This window comes from Salinivibrio socompensis S35, assembly GCF_000513715.1.
Taxonomy (GTDB): domain Bacteria; phylum Pseudomonadota; class Gammaproteobacteria; order Enterobacterales; family Vibrionaceae; genus Salinivibrio; species Salinivibrio socompensis.
Window position 1 is genome coordinate 1 of record NZ_AQOD01000065.1, and the last position, 17,343, is coordinate 17,343.

A 17,343-nucleotide genomic window follows, 5' to 3' on the forward strand; every position below is an offset into this window, starting at 1 on the left:
CACCGCTTATCAGTTAGCATGAGTCTCGGCATGGTATGGCGTTACAGTTTGTTTTTGGCGAAAGAGATTATAACGCCTTATCATGCCGTTCAAAAAACAATCACGAAAGATCAACACGCCCTAGTGCCACTCCATTTGTTCATGTAACCCAAATTTTTTGATTTTTCGCCACAGTGTCGTTCGCCCAATTTGCAGTGCTTTGGCCATCTCGTTCATTTTCCCATGATATTGATTCCAAGCCTGAACAATGGCTCTTTTCTCGGCCTCTTCCAGGGTAAGGACGGGTATGTTGTCTGTACGATGGTGGGCGTTCAATTTTATGTCCTCGGGAATATCACTCAGTTTGATCAAGTTTGAACCTCGATTAAGCAAGATGCGCTCAATTCGGTTTCTTAACTCCGAGTTATTCCCTGGCCAACGAAAATTCATTAACGCTTCTAATGCCATTTGTTCTATCGAGAGAGTCACATTGTGGCGACGCTCATAATGGCTAATAAGCTGTTGGACAAGATGTTCGATATCTTCTCTGCGCTTTCTTAGTGGCAAAATAGGGAGTTCGTTTGAGGATAACTCATAGTAAAGTTGGCGACCAAATGAGCGCTGTGTAACATATTCGCTGATTTCTGCGGTCGTGCTGGTAATGAGTTGAAAGTCTACTGGGATCAATCGCAAGCTGTCGCTACGGCTTACCAGACCTGTCTTTAATAACTTTAGCAATACGGCTTGTAGGTCTGGCGATAGGTATTCCACTTTTTCTAAAAACAGAGTTCCACCGTGAGCTAACTCAAACTTAGAAGGCATGCCTTGTCCTTCATCATAGCCCAGGGTCTCTTTCACCAGTTGTTCCGTATTGATCGAGCGGCAGTTGAGCGTAATAAATGGCCCATCTTTATAGCTGCTTTCATTATGAATCGCCATGGCTAACGTCGCCTTTCCTACACCTTCCTCACCGGTAATAAATATAGGTGAATTCGATTTTATCGCCCGTTTGGCCATGGTTATCACGTGTTTCATCTTGCGTGAAATAACAGGCAACGTATTGAATGTATATCGTGCACTGCCTCCGATTTGCTGTTGAGCTAGCTCGCGAATTTTATCGATGGGGTGCAAGAACAGTAAGTGGGTACCGTCATTGAGCGCACGCAGCGTGATAATGGCTTCGACGAACTCGCCGCTGACTTCTATTGTGGTCAGTTTACGCTTAATCGTTGTGCCAGACTCAATACTGTTGAGGACATTAGGAGGGAAACGAAAAACACAGAATACATCTTTCTCTAAGACATCGCTTGCCTCAATATTCAGTAACCGCTCAGATTGATGGTTGACCATTGTGATGTGGTTGTCTTCATCCCACGCCAGGAGACCATCATCCATGCATTCTAGTGTGGCGTTGTGCGCGCAGGACAGACGGTTAATATTCTCTTGTTCAGCATGAAGATGTATCTGCAAACTGATTTCTCTCGCACTTGACGCGATGATGACTAGGCTCTCTTTCTGGTAGCATTCTGCGTTTTTGATCAAACACGTTGTCCCACGTAACTTGCCAAATTGATCGAAAACAGGCGCGGCGACAGAGGCATAAGGATGTAGGTGACGGTTGAAATGTTCAGCGGCAAAGACTTCACAAGGCATATGGGTGTTGATACAGAGATTGACTGCGTTGGTGCCAATTTTTCCTTCAGAAAGAAAGCAACCTTGTTTGATACCAAGCTCGTTCATCTGCTGCTTTATTGCGTCATGCCCAACGAGAGAAAGAATGCAGCCATTGTTGTCCGTCACAATCAATAGCAAATTCTCTTCGCCTAGCATATCGTAAGTATCTTCAAGCACGGTGGTGGCACATTCGATCAGATGTTCGTTGCGTTTCATCAAAGACGATAAGGTAAAGCCAGACGCAATGTGTGGTTTTGACCAAGTGTAGGGATTACATTGCTTTATACAGCGCTCCCAAGACTTGAGTACGGGTGTACGTGAGAATTCATGAGACACCCAGTGGTGTTTTTGGAAAAAGTCCCATTTGGTTTTATTGTTTTCGATCGAAAGCATGCTATACCGCTCTAGCACAAGTTATAGACTGACGCGATGTTACAGGTCCTTTAGCTCAACAGCTGTMGWGATGAACTTYCACGCCCCAGCACAGAAAGGCGAAAATGAGCGAGATAAAAGATGTGTAAAAACTGACCATTTCACTCTGTGAACAGGGCGTATTTTTCTATGCGTGCGTGACGCTGTCGTGTATCATTATGCCCCTGTTATAGCGCCGCACTTTATTTTGTTGAAGAGGTTTCAACAAGTTTTAACAGGGGCGTATCATAACTAGCCATAACGTAGAGTTATTCCGTTTTTGACGCCTGTGAAGGCGACAGTAAGGTAAGACAAACATGAGCGAAAAATTACAGAAGGTGCTAGCGCGTGCTGGCACGGGGTCACGCCGCGAGATGGAAAGTTACATCCAAGCCGGCCGAGTGAGTGTCAATGGTGTGGTGGCCAAGCTGGGCGACCGTCTTGACGATCCGAGTGCGCTAGTGCGTGTCGATGGCCATGCAGTGCCGCTTAATGCGCCTTCTGAGTCAGTATGTCGTGTGCTGGCTTACAACAAGCCAGAGGGCGAACTGTGTACGCGTAGTGACCCAGAAGGTCGTCGTACCGTGTTTGACCGGTTGCCAAAGCTTAAAGATGCCCGCTGGGTCGCGGTTGGCCGCTTGGACGCAAATACGTCCGGTCTCATGCTGTTTACCACTGACGGTGAACTGGCAAATCGCTTAATGCATCCGAGCCGCCAAGTACAGCGTGAATATATGGTGCGCGTTTTTGGTGAAGTCAATGAAGACATGGTGCGTAAACTGGTTGCCGGTGTAGAACTTGAAGACGGTGTCGCCCGTTTTGAGGACGTGGTCTACGCAGGCGGCGAAGGGATGAACCACACCTTCTATGTCGTGATCACCGAAGGGCGTAACCGTGAAGTACGTCGTCTTTGGGAAACTCAAGGTGTCACTGTAAGCCGCCTGAAGCGAGTGCGTTACGGTGACATTTATCTTGAGAAAGACCTGCCACGTGGTGGTTGGCGTGAGATGGAACTCAAAGAAGTTAACTATTTGCGTGAAATGGTGGAAATGCAGCCTGAATCGCAAACAGTGATCACGCCAGAAGACCAAAAGCGCAAAAAATCGCGTCAGAAAATTCGTCGTGCAGTGCGCCGCTATGAAGAGCGCATCGATTCGAACGATAAGCCAAAGAAAGCTCGCCAAGCCCGTCGAGGGAACGCACCTGCTGCTGGTCCGAAAGGGAAGTGGCCCGAAAAAGGGTAATCAGCGCCCAGGTGCGCCACGTGGTAAAGGAAAACCGCGTACGCGTAAATAACCATGGTGTCATCGTGAATGATTGATAAACCCGGCCTTGTGCTGGGTTTTTTATTAAGGATAGAACAGAAAGGTTGTATGATAACGATTATTATTTGTGTTATTGTCAGCCTAATTTATAGAATTATCGATATACGGACATCATGACGATCGTTGCGGAATCTTATCAAGCCTCTACCCGTTTGAATCGGATTGAACGCGTGCTGGCGTACATCCACACGCATTTAGATCAGCCACTATTGGTCAGTGAACTCGCGGCGAAAAGTTGCTGGTCTCGTTGGCAATTGCAGCGCGTATTTTCTGAGCAAACAGGGATGAGTGTTGCGCATTACGTGCGTGAGCTTAAATTGAGTGATGCCGCTCAGCAGTTACTCACTGACAAACGTCGTATCATTGATATCGCCTTGTCCTGTGGGTTTACCTCTGAGGCAAGCTTTTCCCGCGCATTTCGACAGCAATATAGTATGACGCCTCGAGAGTATCGCCGACGAGGCATTATGGATGGTATTCGTACACCGTTACAAATTACCGCCTTAACCACACCGCAACCCCTATGGTTATCTGTGCATATCCAAACGCGGCCTCAAACCACACTCGTGGGAGACGTTGCGCCGATACTGGGATTATTTGCGCCAGAGCCTAACTTTAATGATGTTGTGCCAGCGCTTTGGCAGCAAGCCTATATGCGCGGCGTGGTTGATCTAAACCAGCCAAGTATTGGCGCCATTGATGTGGCCAGTGCTGATACACTGCAATCTCCCTTGCCATACCTTGCGGGACAACAGGCACCAGGAGGCTTTCGACACGACACCACAAGCTGGACCATTCCAGAAACAACCTACGCCGTTATCACACACACAGGTCCTGTGTGCGGGCTCCCTGACACATTGCAGGCGTTTATTTATTCTTGGCTACCCGACTCTGGTTATCAATGCACCGATGGTGTAGAGCTCGAAGTCTATCCCAGTGGTTACCAGCCCCACTCGAATAACGCGGTAATGACATATTGGGTGCCACTTGATCCCGCGTCCCGTGCATCGTGCACCAAAATGAACAGTATTTCCTGTCTGTATCCATAAAATACGAATGATTCCGTTTTACATCTATCAGGTCGTTATTAAAGGAAATCATGATGCACACAGGTTTTACGTGCCCTCGACAGGCTATTTGGCGATTGTCGCCATTGTCTTTGGCTGTGATTAGCAGCCTAGTAACCATGTCAGCTTATGCTGCTCCCCAACAAGCCAACATGGAAACCATACAAGTCTTAGGTGATACCTACCGAAATACCGCGACCAAAACAGTATTAGCGCCAGACGAAACGCCGCAAGCGGTCACCGTGATTAATCGCAAAACCCTGGATCAGCGCCAAGTCAGCTCATTAAGCGAAGCGGTGCGCTATACGCCGGGTGTGAATACTGAGTTGCGGGGTGGCGCTGTAACCCGTCTCGATTTGTTTAACATTCGTGGTTTTATCAACTATCAAAACTTTTTTGATGGCCTTGCGGTGCCTTACAACACCTGGAATTTGCAGCCGCAAATCGATCCGATTGCGATCGAACAAGTGGAAGTGTTTAAAGGCCCAACGTCTGTGCTATACGGCAATATTCCGCCGGGTGGTATGGTGAATATGATAGCTAAAACGCCCCAGCGTGACGCCGCCCACCGTGTCACCGTAAGCACCGATACGGACGCCTTACGAGAGGTGTCTGTTGATAGTACTGGTGCAATTTCTGATACGCCATTGGCATACCGCATGGTCGCCTTGGCTCGGCAAAAAGATGGGCAAGCAGGGGATTCAGAAGAAGAGCGCTATGTGGTGGCCCCTTCGCTAGATTGGCGTATCTCGCCAGATACACTGGTGAATTTTAATCTGTATTACCAAGCCGATCCGGCCGCGGGTATCTATACCTCATTGCCCGCAAAAGGCTCGGTATTGCACAGTGACCAAGGCCGTCTTTCCAGTGACAGTTTTTCCGGTGACAACAACTGGAATACTTATGATCGTGAGTTTTTGATGCTCGGGTATAAGGTTCAGCATCAGCTGTCATCTAACTGGTCGTTATTACATACCGCGCGCTATACCGATGCGGATTTGCTACAAAAGAACATGTACCACCAAAAAAGTAGTGATGGGAGGCATTATCCCCGCAATGCATACCTGACGGATGAAACGATAGAATCCTGGGTGGTTGATACCCAGCTTTCTGGCGATTTGCGCTGGGGTGCGGCAGACCACTACACCTTGCTAGGAGTTGATTATCAGAATATGTCCTCGGACGTGGGTTACGATGACACGATCGTTGCCGGCTTAGTGCCAGATATTGATATCTTTGATCCCAATAATCATCAAGTCGACCCGAGTTCACTTAACTTCATTTATCAAGATCAGCATGACATTGAGGTCACGCAGACCGGGATCTACGCCCAAGACCAGATCCTTTGGAACCAATGGGTGTGGTTGGCTGGCGCGCGTTACGATGAATATGAGCTGAAAGACGATCAGCAGACGTTATATGCCGGGTCACCGAGCTCCTCTGAGAAAAACATTCGTCACTACAATTTGGCGTTCCGCGCCGGTGCCATGTACCAATTTGATAACGGCCTCTCCCCTTATCTCAGTTACTCCGAGAGCTTTGAGCCGACAGACATGGATAATCGAGGTAATGTATTTGACCATCGAAGGGGGAACAGTGGGAAGCGGGTCTGAAGTATTTAACATTGGATGGCACGACAGGACTCAACTTGGCGTTATTTGAGCTGACTAAACAGGATGCCTTGGTCAACGACCCCAATGATTCTTATGCCAAAATTCAAACGGGTGAAATCCGCTCTCGTGGTATAGAAGTCGAACTGAATCATGCGCTGAGCCTAGATACCGATGTGGCCTTAACCTATGGTTACATTGATATGGAGATCACTGATGATCCTAATCTTGAAGGCAAGACACCGGTTTGGGTGCCCGAGCAAACGGCCAGTGCTTGGGTTAACCACCAGTTAACCACCGGATTAGAAGTGAGCGTGGGGGCGCGATATGTCGGGGAGTCACAGGGTAACGCGAACAATACCTTTACGGTGCCTGATTACACCGTGTTTGACACCGCACTGAACTATGATTTATCTCAGATGGATGCGTCGCTATCAGGGCAAAATTGTCGCTATCTGCAACGAACTTGTTCGATAAAGCCACGTACGGTTGCTATGACGAACTGAACTGTTGGTATGGCGATGAGCGTAATATAAAAGCCCAAATTGCCTTTGATTTCTAACCGCTTTTGCTAAAAATGACGCCCCCGACCTGGGGGCGTTTTTATTTACCTTTTTGGCTGCGCGTCAATGCACTGTCCATGCACCTCAACACCTTCCGGTGCCATTAGGTACACGTAGAGTGGAATAATATCGAGTGGGGTTTTTAATGTGTCTGGATCTTCGCCTGGGAAGGCGCTGGCGCGCATACCAGTACGCGTGCCACCTGGATTAATCGCGTTCACTCGTACCTTGGTGTCTGACATTTCATCGGCCAGCACTTGCATGATCCCCTCAGTGGCAAACTTAGAAATCGCATAGCTGCCCCAGTAAGCACGGCCTTGATGACCCACGGTGGACGTGGTAAATACCACGCGCGCATCATCAGACTTTTTCAGCAGCGGCAGCAAGGCTTGCGTCATCAGCATGGTGGCTTTAACGTTCACTTGCATTACATCGTCATGCGATTTCTCATCAATTTGATCGAAAGGGCTGAGCACGCCGAGCAAGCCTGCATTGTGGAGTACCCCGTCCAAGCGGCCAAACTGCTGCTCGATGGTATCGGCCATATCAAGATAGTGCTGGCGGGTTGCGCCGAGCATGTCTAATGGAATAATGGCAGGCTGTGGGGCGTCCATGGCAGCAATTTCATCGTACACAGCTTCAAGTTTTTTCACGGTGCGACCGAGCAAAATTACCGTCGCGCCTTTTTCTGCATAGCTCAGCGCGGCTTGACGACCAATGCCAGCGCCAGCGCCAGTGATCAAAATCACACGCCCTTGTAGCGCGTCGGAGGTTACTTGATAGTCCACAGTACAAATCCTTATTTATTGTTAAACGTAGATTATTGTAAGGTTGCAGGTAATGTGTGACAACCAAGTGCGTGATGCACTGGGCTGAGGCATTGCAAACTCAGAGATAAAAAGAGGATACAACATTGGAATTCATCGCGGATTATGGGCTTTTTTTGGCAAAAGTGATCACCTTTTTAATGGCGGCAGTCGTGTTGGTGGCACTTGTGCGCGCTGCGAATGACAAAGGTGGGCAAAAGGGGAGCCTTAAACTTACCGATTTAACCGATAGCTTTAAAACCTATCGTCAGTCGCTGGAACAGCATCTTTACAATGAGTCATCGCTAAAAGCACGTGAGAAAGACGAGAAAAAAGCAAAAAAGAAAGAAGAAAAAGCGCAAAAAGCGGCGGCGAAGAAACAAACCGATCAGCCCGCTCAACGCGATCCACAACTTTTTGTTCTGACGTTCAAAGGCAGTATTGATGCACGCGAAGTTGAGGCGTTGCGTGAGGAAGTGACTGCCATTTTATCGGTTAGCGACCGAACAAGATGAAGTCTTGGTGAAACTTGAAAGTGGCGGCGGCATGGTGCATGGCTATGGGTTAGCTGCGTCTCAGCTGGCACGCGTTCGCAAAGCGGGCGTCCCGCTGACCGTTGCGGTCGACAAGGTGGCGGCGAGCGGTGGCTATATGATGGCATGTGTGGCCGATAAGGTAATTGCAGCGCCTTTCGCGATCATTGGCTCGATTGGCGTGATAGCGCAGTTGCCTAATTTTAATAAGTTACTTAAGAAAAACGACATTGAATTTGAGCAGCTGACGGCAGGAGAATTTAAGCGGACCCTGACTATGTTTGGTGAGAACACCGACAAAGCGCGTGAAAAGTTCAAAACCGAGTTGGAAGAAACGCACAGTTTATTCAAAGGGTTTATTACCGAGCATCGTCCATCATTGAATGTCGACGAAGTGGCGACCGGTGAACACTGGTTTGGTAACCAAGCGTTAGATCTCGGCTTGATTGATGATGTCTGTACCAGCGATGAGTACCTTTTTGAGGCGGCCAACCAGGACCGTAAAATCTTGTCGGTGACGTATCAGCAGCGAAAAAATATCGCTGAAAAGTTAGCGGGGACCTCAGCCGAGGTGGCCGATCGTGTGTTGCTTAAGTGGATTAGCCGTGGCCAGCGTCCGCTGGTTTAAGCGATGATGCGGCCTTGCACCTGAAATTAGCATTGCTGTAGTTTTTTCTGGCATGCTTTTGGCTTGGCAAAATCGTCCTATGAGTGGATAAATATCAAGAATAGTGTGAGCTAAGCCAAAAATTATCGTATCCATATAGCTATTTTACAGGCGGCAATGGTAATGATTAGCGCGCTTTTTGCCGAAAAGTGGCATAGCGAATAACCGATACACTACTATCACAACTGGTTAACAATTGTGGAAGGTACGAGCAATCAGCGTGTTTTACTGCGAATTTAGTTGATATTCGGCTAGACTCGCTCAATATTGTAAAACAGACAGCGGCATTCCAATGTAGGAGTGTAACGCAACGAATTTTCGACAGTTTTAGCGCAAAGGGCGTCAATTAGGTCATTATGGGCAAATCTCTCGTTATCGTGGAGTCCCCTGCAAAGGCGAAAACGATCAACAAATATCTCGGCAAAGACTTCATTGTGAAGTCGAGCGTCGGGCATGTGCGTGATCTGCCTACTGGAGCGACCCAGGGCGGTAAAAAAGCTGCACCTGTGTCTACGAAAGGGCTCAGCGCCGAAGAAAAAGCGCGAATTAAGAAACAAAAAGATAAGAAGGCGCTCATCAACAAGATGGGCGTCGATCCTTACAATGGTTGGCAGGCGAAATATCAAGTGCTGCCTGGTAAGGAAAAAGTCGTTGCCGAACTCAAATCACTGGCCGAGCAAGCTGACACTGTTTATCTCGCAACGGATTTGGACCGCGAAGGGGAAGCCATTGCTTGGCACCTGCGGGAACTGATTGGTGGTGATGACGAACGTTTTAAGCGTGTGGTGTTTAACGAAATCACCAAAAATGCCATTACTCAGGCGTTTGAAGCGCCGGGAGACGTCAACATTGATGGCGTCAACGCCCAGCAAGCAAGGCGTTTTCTCGACCGGGTGGTGGGCTTTATGGTGTCACCGCTGCTTTGGAAAAAAGTGGCGCGTGGTTTGTCGGCGGGTCGCGTACAATCGGTCGCAGTGAAGTTGCTGGTCGAACGCGAGCATCAAATTAAAGCGTTTATTCCTGCAGAGTTTTGGGATGTGCATGCCGATACGCTCACCCCGAACGAGCAGGCGCTTCGGTTGCTCGTGGCGCAGCAAAACGGTAAAGCCTTTAAGCCGAAAAACAACGATGAGGCGATGACTGCCGTTGCGGCGTTAGAAAACGCGAGCTATGTAGTGCGTGATCGTGAAGATCGCCCCTCGACCAGTAAGCCGTCAGCGCCCTATATCACCTCAACACTTCAGCAGGCCGCCAGTACGCGGTTAGGCTTTGGGGTGAAGAAAACCATGATGTTAGCGCAGCGTCTTTATGAGGCGGGTTACATCACCTATATGCGTACCGACTCCACCAACCTCAGTAAAGAGGCGGTTGACGCTGCACGTGGCCATATTGCCAGCGAATACGGTGATCAGTATTTACCCGAGTCGGCAAACGTCTACGGGGCAAAAGCCAATGCGCAGGAAGCCCACGAAGCGATCCGTCCGTCTGATGTCAGTGTGACTGCCAACGATTTACAAGGCATGGATCCTGACGCGCACCGTCTGTACGACCTCATATGGCGTCAGTTCGTGGCGTGTCAAATGGTACCGGCTAAGTATGACTCCACCACATTGACGGTAGAGGCCGGTGATTTCTCCTTGAAAGCCAAGGGGCGGATTTTACGTTTCGATGGTTGGACGCGCGTACAGCGTCCGACGGGTAAAAACGAAGATCAAATCTTGCCTGCGGTGGAAGTGGGGCAATCACTGACGTTGAACCAGCTCGATCCGAAACAGCATTTCACCAAGCCACCGGCGCGGTATACCGAAGCGGCCTTGGTAAAAGAGCTGGAGAAGGCGGGTATTGGTCGTCCATCTACTTATGCGTCGATTATTTCGACCATTCAAGACCGTGGTTATGTGCGAGTCGAAAACCGTCGTTTTTACGCGGAAAAAATGGGAGAGATCGTCACCGATCGTCTGACCCAGAGCTTTGCAGACTTGATGGATTATGCCTTCACCGCCCGCATGGAAGCGTCGCTGGATAAGATTGCTGAGGGACAGGCGGATTGGAAAGGCGTACTCGATAACTTCTTTGCTGACTTTAAGGCTGAGTTAGAAAAAGCCGAGGAGGACGAAGAAGAAGGCGGTATGAAGCCAAATAATATGGTCATCACGGATATCGATTGTCCAACATGTGGCCGTAAGATGGGGATTCGTACTGCATCAACCGGGGTCTTTTTGGGTTGCTCAGGGTATGCCTTGCCGCCAAAAGAGCGCTGCAAAACCACCATCAATTTGATGGATGAAGACGGCATTATTAACGTTCTTGAAGAGGATGTTGAAACCGCTGATCTTCGCGCCATGAAGCGCTGTCCGATTTGCGAAACGGCCATGGATTCCTACCTGATTGACCAACATCGTAAGCTTCACGTTTGTGGTAATAACCCAACCTGTGAAGGCTATGTCGTCGAGAAAGGTGAGTTTAAACCGAAAGGCTATGACGGTCCGGTGGTTGAATGCGACAAATGTGGTAACGATATGGTGCTGAAAAATGGTCGTTTCGGTAAATACATGGGTTGCACCAATGAGGAATGTAAGAACACACGCAAGATTTTGAAAAACGGTGATATTGCACCGCCTAAAGAAGATCCCGTGCATTTCCCTGAGCTGCCTTGTGAAAACTCGGACGCCTATTTTGTGCTGAGAGATGGCGCGTCAGGCTTGTTTATGGCGGCAAGTAACTTCCCCAAATCACGCGAAACACGTGCACCATTGGTGGAAGAATTGCATCGCTTTAAAGATCGTATTTCGGAGAAGTTTCATTATCTCGCCGATGCGCCACAGCAAGATCCTGACGGACGACCTACCGTGATTCGTTTTGCACGTAAAACTAAAGAAAATTACGTGCGAAGTGAAGAAGAGGGCAAGCCATCTGGCTGGTCAGCCTTCTTTGTCGATGGTCAGTGGGAAGTGACTGATAAGCGTAAGAAAAAGGCAAAAGCCTAAGTTGATTAAACCCGCCATCATGGCGGGTTTTTTTTCGTCGTTTTTTAGCGGGCGTGATGCCGACGTTTGATCTCTACCAAAGCGACTCGTGTTTGTGCTGCTAAGATGCGACTTTGTATTGAGCCACGAGGCACCATGGAGCTGCACCAGTTAGTTAACACACTAGGTCAAGATCTCAAGCATCGCTATGGCGAACGGGTGCATAAACTGACGTTACACGGTGGTTTTAGTTGCCCAAACCGCGATGGCACGTTAGGACGGGGCGGCTGCACGTTTTGTAATGTTGCCTCGTTTGCGGATGAAACAGCGCAACATGCATCGGTCAGTCAACAACTCAGTCAGCGCGCAAAAGAAGTGGATCGCGCCCACCGTTTCTTAGCCTATTTTCAGGCTTATACCAGCACCTATGATGAAGTCGCGCGTTTGGAAGTACTGTACGAGCAAGCTCTGGCCCAAGAGCACATGGTGGGATTATGTGTGGGAACACGTCCTGATTGCGTGCCGAATGCCGTGCTCGATTTGCTCGCAGATTATTACCAACAAGGCTTTGAGGTGTGGTTAGAGCTTGGCTTGCAAACCGGCCATGATAAAACCCTCAAATGGATTAATCGTGGTCACAACGTCGCGGTATACCAACAGGTCGCCACAAAGGCCCGTGCCTTGGGCATCAAAGTCTGTACCCATTTAATTGTCGGCCTGCCAGGTGAAAAGATCACGGCCCATCAACAGACGATTGATACTGTGGTCAATACGGGCACCGATGGAATCAAATTGCATCCGCTGCATATTGTTGAAGGGAGCACCATGGCCAAGGCCTGGCGAGCTGGGCGGCAACGGGAAATTTCGTTTGACGATTATGTTGCCAGTGCTCGATGATGATTCAGCGAACGCCCCCAGAGGTGATTTACCACCGGGTGTCGGCAAATGCCCGTCCGCCCACATTGTTGGCGCCTGCTTGGTGTGAAAATCGCTGGCTTGCGATGACCGCGATCGCCGAGACACTCACACAAACAGGCGCGCAAGGGGCAGCATTGGGCCACCCCTTTGTGGGGCGTTAGCCGGTATCATCTTTTATCTAGCGGGTCTGACCCTTGATGCCGTGTGTAAGGCGCGTTGCGTCAGTCGTTGAAACACGCTGCCAATATCTTGCAATATCAGGTATAAGCAAGGGACCAGGATCAGTGTAAGCAAGGTGGCGAACATCACGGCAAAGCCTAACGCCACCGCCATGGGGATCACAAACCGTGCTTGCAAGCTAGTTTCAAACATGATCGGCAGTACCCCGGCAAAGGTCGTGATTGAGGTGAGGGTGATGGCACGGAAACGTGCGCAGCCGGCGTCAATCACGGCTTGTTTCACCGCGACGCCTGCTTTTCGAGCCCGATTGATATAGTCGGTCATTACCAGAGAATCGTTGACCACCACGCCCGCCGCCGCAATGAGACCGAAGGTCGACATTAAGCTCAAGTCGATATCAAACCAATAATGCCCCCAGATGGCGCCGGTGAGACTAAACGGGATCACCGACATAATAATCAATGGCTGGGTGTAGCTTTTTAATGGTACGGCAAGTAATGCATAAACCACGATCATTCCGGCCATGAAGAATAGCAGTTGCTCATCTTGTTGCGCACGCTGTTCCTCAATGGAACCACTGAGTTCGCTGCTTACGTCGGGGTAGTCAGCAAGGACAGCAGGAATAACGGATTGTCGAATCGTTTCAACCACTTGATTGGGCTCTACTTGCTCTTCATCAATGGCGCCATAGACGTAGACAGTGCGAAATCCCGCTTCACGGCGAAGGCTACTGATCCCAGGTTGTTGCTCAAAGTTGACCACATCACCCAGCATGACCTGTTGCCCCGTTGGTGTGGTGATCACGGCATAACGTAGTGATGAAAACGTTTCACGCGTGCGCTTTGGATACCGCACCATCACTTTGATTTCTTCACCGTCTCGAATCAATCGCTGTGCTTCACCGCCATAAAAACTGCCACCACTTGTTGTGCAATGGTCGTCAGATCCAGGCCCAGATCATGTGCCACAGGGGTCAGAGAAATCAGGATTTCCTGGCTACCTGAATCCATCGAAGAGGAGATATCGAAAAGCCCTGGCTGCTGATTGAGACGCGACATCAGCGCGCGCCCAGCGGCATTAAGAGTATCAATGTCGGGGCTGAATAACAGATAACCAAATTCATCGCCTTGTTCTCCACCGTTGACATCGTCTTGAATGGTAAGCTTTTTGCCCCCTGGAATATCAGGCATGGCGGCGCGCCAGCGCCGAGAAAGTTCAAAGGTGGTAAAGGGACGAACGGCGTCATCCACCAAGGGGATCACCAGCTGCCCAGCGGTTCGCCCCTCATTAAACACCAGAGTCTCTTTGATCATGGCTTGGCCGGTTTCCGCTTGGGTGTTGTTATCAACGTCGTAGACCATACGCTCGATAGCTTTTAGTGCAGCGATAGTTTGTTCGCTCGACGCGTTGTTATTCATTTCTAGACGAATATTGGGGAAGTCATGGGGCACTTTCGGTGTCGGTACCATGCGCACGTGGCTGGCCACCACCAAAGCAATACTGATTGCTAATAGGGCAATAAATACGCTGAGTACAGACCAACGCCAATGCGTGGCTCGGGTGACTACGCGTCGATAAGGGCCGTGAATGAATTGTTGAAAACGGCGGTTAAAACGTTGGCGTAAGCTATCTGGTTTAGGGGTAGAGAAATGGGTGTGTGCTAAGTGTGCCGGCAAGATGAGCTTGGATTCAATCAAGCTAAATACCAGGCACAAGATGACAATCGCAGCGATCCCGAAGAAAAAAGCCCGCTCTGGTCCGCTAGACATCAGGAAAGGGGCAAATACCGCGATGGTGGTCAACACTCCAAATGTTGCAGGTGTGGCAACCCGTTGAGCGCCGGCAACCACGTTATTGACGCCACCCCCTTTATGCTCGATTTCGGTATAGACACTCTCCCCGATCACAATCGCATCATCGACGACGATCCCCAGCACCATAATAAAGGCAAATAACGACACAATATTAATACTGACCCCTATCACTGGCATCAGCATGACGGCACCAAGAAAACAAACTGGCAGCCCAACGAGTACCCACATTGCCAGCTTAAAGCGTAAAAAGAGGGTGAGTAACAACGCGACGAGCACCGCCCCTTGTAGCAAGTTTTTGAGCATCATATCCAAGCGCGCGTTTAAGTAGTGGGTCATATCGACCACAGACTTTAGTGCCAGGCCGGCTGGGAGCGTGTTGTTTTTCGTCTGGATGTAATCTTTGACTGCGGAGGCAACAGTCACCATATTCTGTGAGGCTGTAGCGTTTACCGAGAGAAAAATGGCGTTTTGTCCCGAATATTTAAAGTAACGTTCGCCTTCAGTGAATCCATCTTTAATAGTGGCGATGTCTTGCAGCAGCAGTCGGCTACCATTTGGGCCAATTTTAATCGGGATCTGCCGAAATTCGTCGCCACGATAGCGTTGGTTTTCCACTCGGATGGCGATCATACCGCTATCGGTGCGCACTTCACCGGCAGAAAAGTTAGCTGAATAGCGGGCAATGGCATCACTGACTTGACCCAGGGTGAGGTCGTATTTTCTTAATTGTCGCGGTGGAACTTCAATGGCGATTTCGTAGTTGGGTGCACTGAGCGCGACCAAGGTCACATCGTCAAGTTGCAGTAATTCGTCTTCGATATCTTGTGCGACGGGTTTTAGCTCGGTCAGTGGCTTGTCGCCTACCACCGCCATGCGTATTACGGTTTGGCGGAACTCAACTTGCGATACATTGAGCGGCTCCATTGACGCTGGCAAGTTAGATAGGGCATCAACTTTCTGATTCACCCTATCCAGCACTATATTGAGGTCTTCGCCAACATCCACTTCGATTTCGACACGGCCAAAGCCTCGGCGTGCTGTCGATACCACAGACTCAATGCCGGTCACATCTTTGATAGCTTCTTCCACTTTCACCAAGATACTCTCTTCGACCTCTTGTGGCGAGGCGCCTGGGTAGTCCGCAGTGATATGGATATAGTTGATTTCGATGTTGGGAAACATCTGACGTTGAATAAAGAAGTAGCTCGCGATCCCCATGATCAACACAAAAATCATGATCAGGTTCGCGGCGACAGGGTTGTGTGCAAAATACGCAATGAGACCACGAGGTGGCGTAGGGACTTCATTCATTATCGTCGCTCTCCTGCGTAACTGGTGAGGCCACGCGTACCGTCATTCCCGCTTCAGGAAACTCGGGGGGCGTTGTCACAATCTGGTCATTGGCACTTAGCCCTTGGTCCGCATAAAGGTATTGCCCTTCGGCACGAACGATGTTCAAGGCGCGAGGTGAAAGCTGACCGTTGCCGTCGACCACCCAAACTTGTCGATTGTTTGCCAAGGCTTGAGGTAGCTTGAATACCGCGTTTAACGTGATGCCGTTAAAGGTAACCTCAACATAACTGCCGAAGGGCAGGGTTGGCTGAGGCGAAGTGATGCCGTAGGGATCATCAAGACGCACGACCACACGCATCATCCGTGTACTTTGTTCTACAACGCCTAAATCACGCACCACGGTGCCTTCGCGATGAATCGGCGATGTACCATTTCGTGTCAGCGAGGCCGGAATCCCTTCTAGTTGTTCGGGGAGAAATGCACTGTCAAACCCCGCCACAGGGACGTGGACTTCCGCCACTTCGACATTGTTGATCGTACCCACAGTTGTGCCTGCGCTGATATATTGACCCACACCGATATCGCGTGAGACCACCAGGGCGTCATAGGGGGCGGTGACTTGACAGTTATCGAGATCGCGTTGAGCGCGTTTTAATGCCGCTTGGGCGGACTTCACCCGCGCCTTGGCCGTTAATAGTTGTGGTTTGCGTAAATAGAGATCGGTGACCTGTGTCGGAGGCAAGCTTTTTGCTTGGCGCTTTGCCACCGCGGCTTGCGCTTGTTCTTCAATGAGAGCGGCTTGTGCGCTTGCGAGATCGGCCTCTGCACTGAGCACCTCGGCCTGATAATTCTCCGCATCGATAGAGAAGAGCACTTCCCCACGTTTCACAATGCCACCGGTGACAAAACTCGGATGCCAAGCTATCACTTCCCCCGAAACTTGCGCGGCGATTTGCGTGGTTTCTAGCGGCATTAATTCACCATGACCCGTAATGACCACTTGATGCTGAGTGGGCGCGATGAACTGCGTCTCGACGATTGGCGGGAGAGGGGCGGGATTATCGACCTGTGTGTCTGACTCTGTTGCCGCAATGGCGGTATAGCCAAGGTAGCCTAGCCCAAGTATGACAAGGGGAAGAATCCAGCGTAGTCCTTTCATTAATGATGAGTCCTTTCTAAGCGCTATGCATGTTGTGGTCGTTGATACCGATCACAGACCTATTAACTAATTTATCATGCAACGACACCGATTGGATGACACGTCAATGGAACTTTTGATTTTTGTCATTTTTGGTGCTCGTGACGCTTTACGAATAAGTGAGCCGTACTGATCKTCTACGTTTTTCCATGTAACACTAAAATCCGTTATTTTTTTTCATTAATTAATAACACTATTCGTTTTTTTCCATCTTATTTTACGTTTTTTACGTAATTTATCGGGATTTGTTGTGAAAAAATAAGTTTTAGACATAGCTTTAAAGCTGTTAATTTCCACAAAAAAAATAAAGAATAGCGGTTATTTACGATTTTAACGTGA

7 protein-coding genes and 4 pseudogenes are annotated in these 17,343 nt (G+C 49.4%); 7 read left to right on the plus strand and 4 right to left on the minus strand.

Annotated elements, in window-relative coordinates; genetic code table 11:
- Positions 1-120 precede the first annotated feature (120 nt).
- Positions 121-2,046 carry a dihydroxyacetone kinase operon transcriptional regulator DhaR gene (gene dhaR / locus DZ54_RS0108425; protein ID WP_025673749.1) on the minus strand — a complete coding sequence of 642 codons (1,926 nt, stop codon included), beginning with the start codon at positions 2,044-2,046 and terminating at the stop codon, positions 121-123.
- A 335-nt stretch (positions 2,047-2,381) separates the two neighbouring features.
- Between dhaR and rluB the strand changes: the two are divergent.
- From rluB to DZ54_RS26735, 4 genes and pseudogenes are all read left to right on the plus strand, one after another.
- A pseudogene (gene rluB / locus DZ54_RS0108430) lies at positions 2,382-3,360 on the plus strand (23S rRNA pseudouridine(2605) synthase RluB).
- A 142-nt stretch (positions 3,361-3,502) separates the two neighbouring features.
- Entirely contained in the window at positions 3,503-4,438 is a 936-nt protein-coding gene (locus DZ54_RS0108435; RefSeq protein ID WP_025673751.1) for an AraC family transcriptional regulator, read from the plus strand.
- Positions 4,439-4,575: 137 nt separating this feature from the next.
- Positions 4,576-6,069: a TonB-dependent siderophore receptor gene (locus tag DZ54_RS20220; protein ID WP_276202001.1), complete on the plus strand. Its 1,494-nt coding sequence runs from the start codon at positions 4,576-4,578 to the stop codon at positions 6,067-6,069.
- An 11-nt stretch (positions 6,070-6,080) separates the two neighbouring features.
- On the plus strand, positions 6,081-6,572 hold the full coding sequence (locus tag DZ54_RS26735; protein WP_276202003.1) for a TonB-dependent receptor domain-containing protein: 492 nt from the start codon (positions 6,081-6,083) through the stop codon (positions 6,570-6,572).
- Between the two features lie 101 nt (positions 6,573-6,673).
- Here DZ54_RS26735 and DZ54_RS0108445 read toward each other — a convergent pair whose 3' ends face one another.
- Positions 6,674-7,417 (minus strand): YciK family oxidoreductase, encoded by a 744-nt coding sequence (locus DZ54_RS0108445; RefSeq protein WP_025673752.1) that lies wholly within the window; start codon positions 7,415-7,417, stop codon positions 6,674-6,676.
- 125 nt (positions 7,418-7,542) lie between these two features.
- Between DZ54_RS0108445 and sohB the strand changes: the two are divergent.
- The 3 genes and pseudogenes from sohB (at position 7,543) to mnmL (ending at position 12,680) form a co-directional block, all read left to right on the plus strand.
- Positions 7,543-8,596, plus strand: a pseudogene (gene sohB, locus DZ54_RS20225) (protease SohB).
- A 395-nt stretch (positions 8,597-8,991) separates the two neighbouring features.
- On the plus strand, positions 8,992-11,622 hold the full coding sequence (topA, locus tag DZ54_RS0108455) for a type I DNA topoisomerase (RefSeq protein ID WP_025673753.1): 2,631 nt from the start codon (positions 8,992-8,994) through the stop codon (positions 11,620-11,622).
- A gap of 135 nt (positions 11,623-11,757) precedes the next feature.
- Positions 11,758-12,680, plus strand: a pseudogene (gene mnmL / locus DZ54_RS20230) (tRNA modification radical SAM protein MnmL/YtqA).
- Between the two features lie 13 nt (positions 12,681-12,693).
- On the opposite strand, the pseudogene DZ54_RS20235 reads toward mnmL, so the two are convergent.
- Positions 12,694-15,824, minus strand: a pseudogene (locus DZ54_RS20235) (efflux RND transporter permease subunit).
- Positions 15,817-16,965, minus strand: coding sequence for an efflux RND transporter periplasmic adaptor subunit (locus tag DZ54_RS0108470; protein WP_025673754.1), 1,149 nt, complete (start codon positions 16,963-16,965; stop codon positions 15,817-15,819). The pseudogene DZ54_RS20235 and the gene DZ54_RS0108470 overlap by 8 nt, the downstream one beginning before the upstream one ends.
- Between the last annotated feature and the right edge of the window lie 378 nt (positions 16,966-17,343).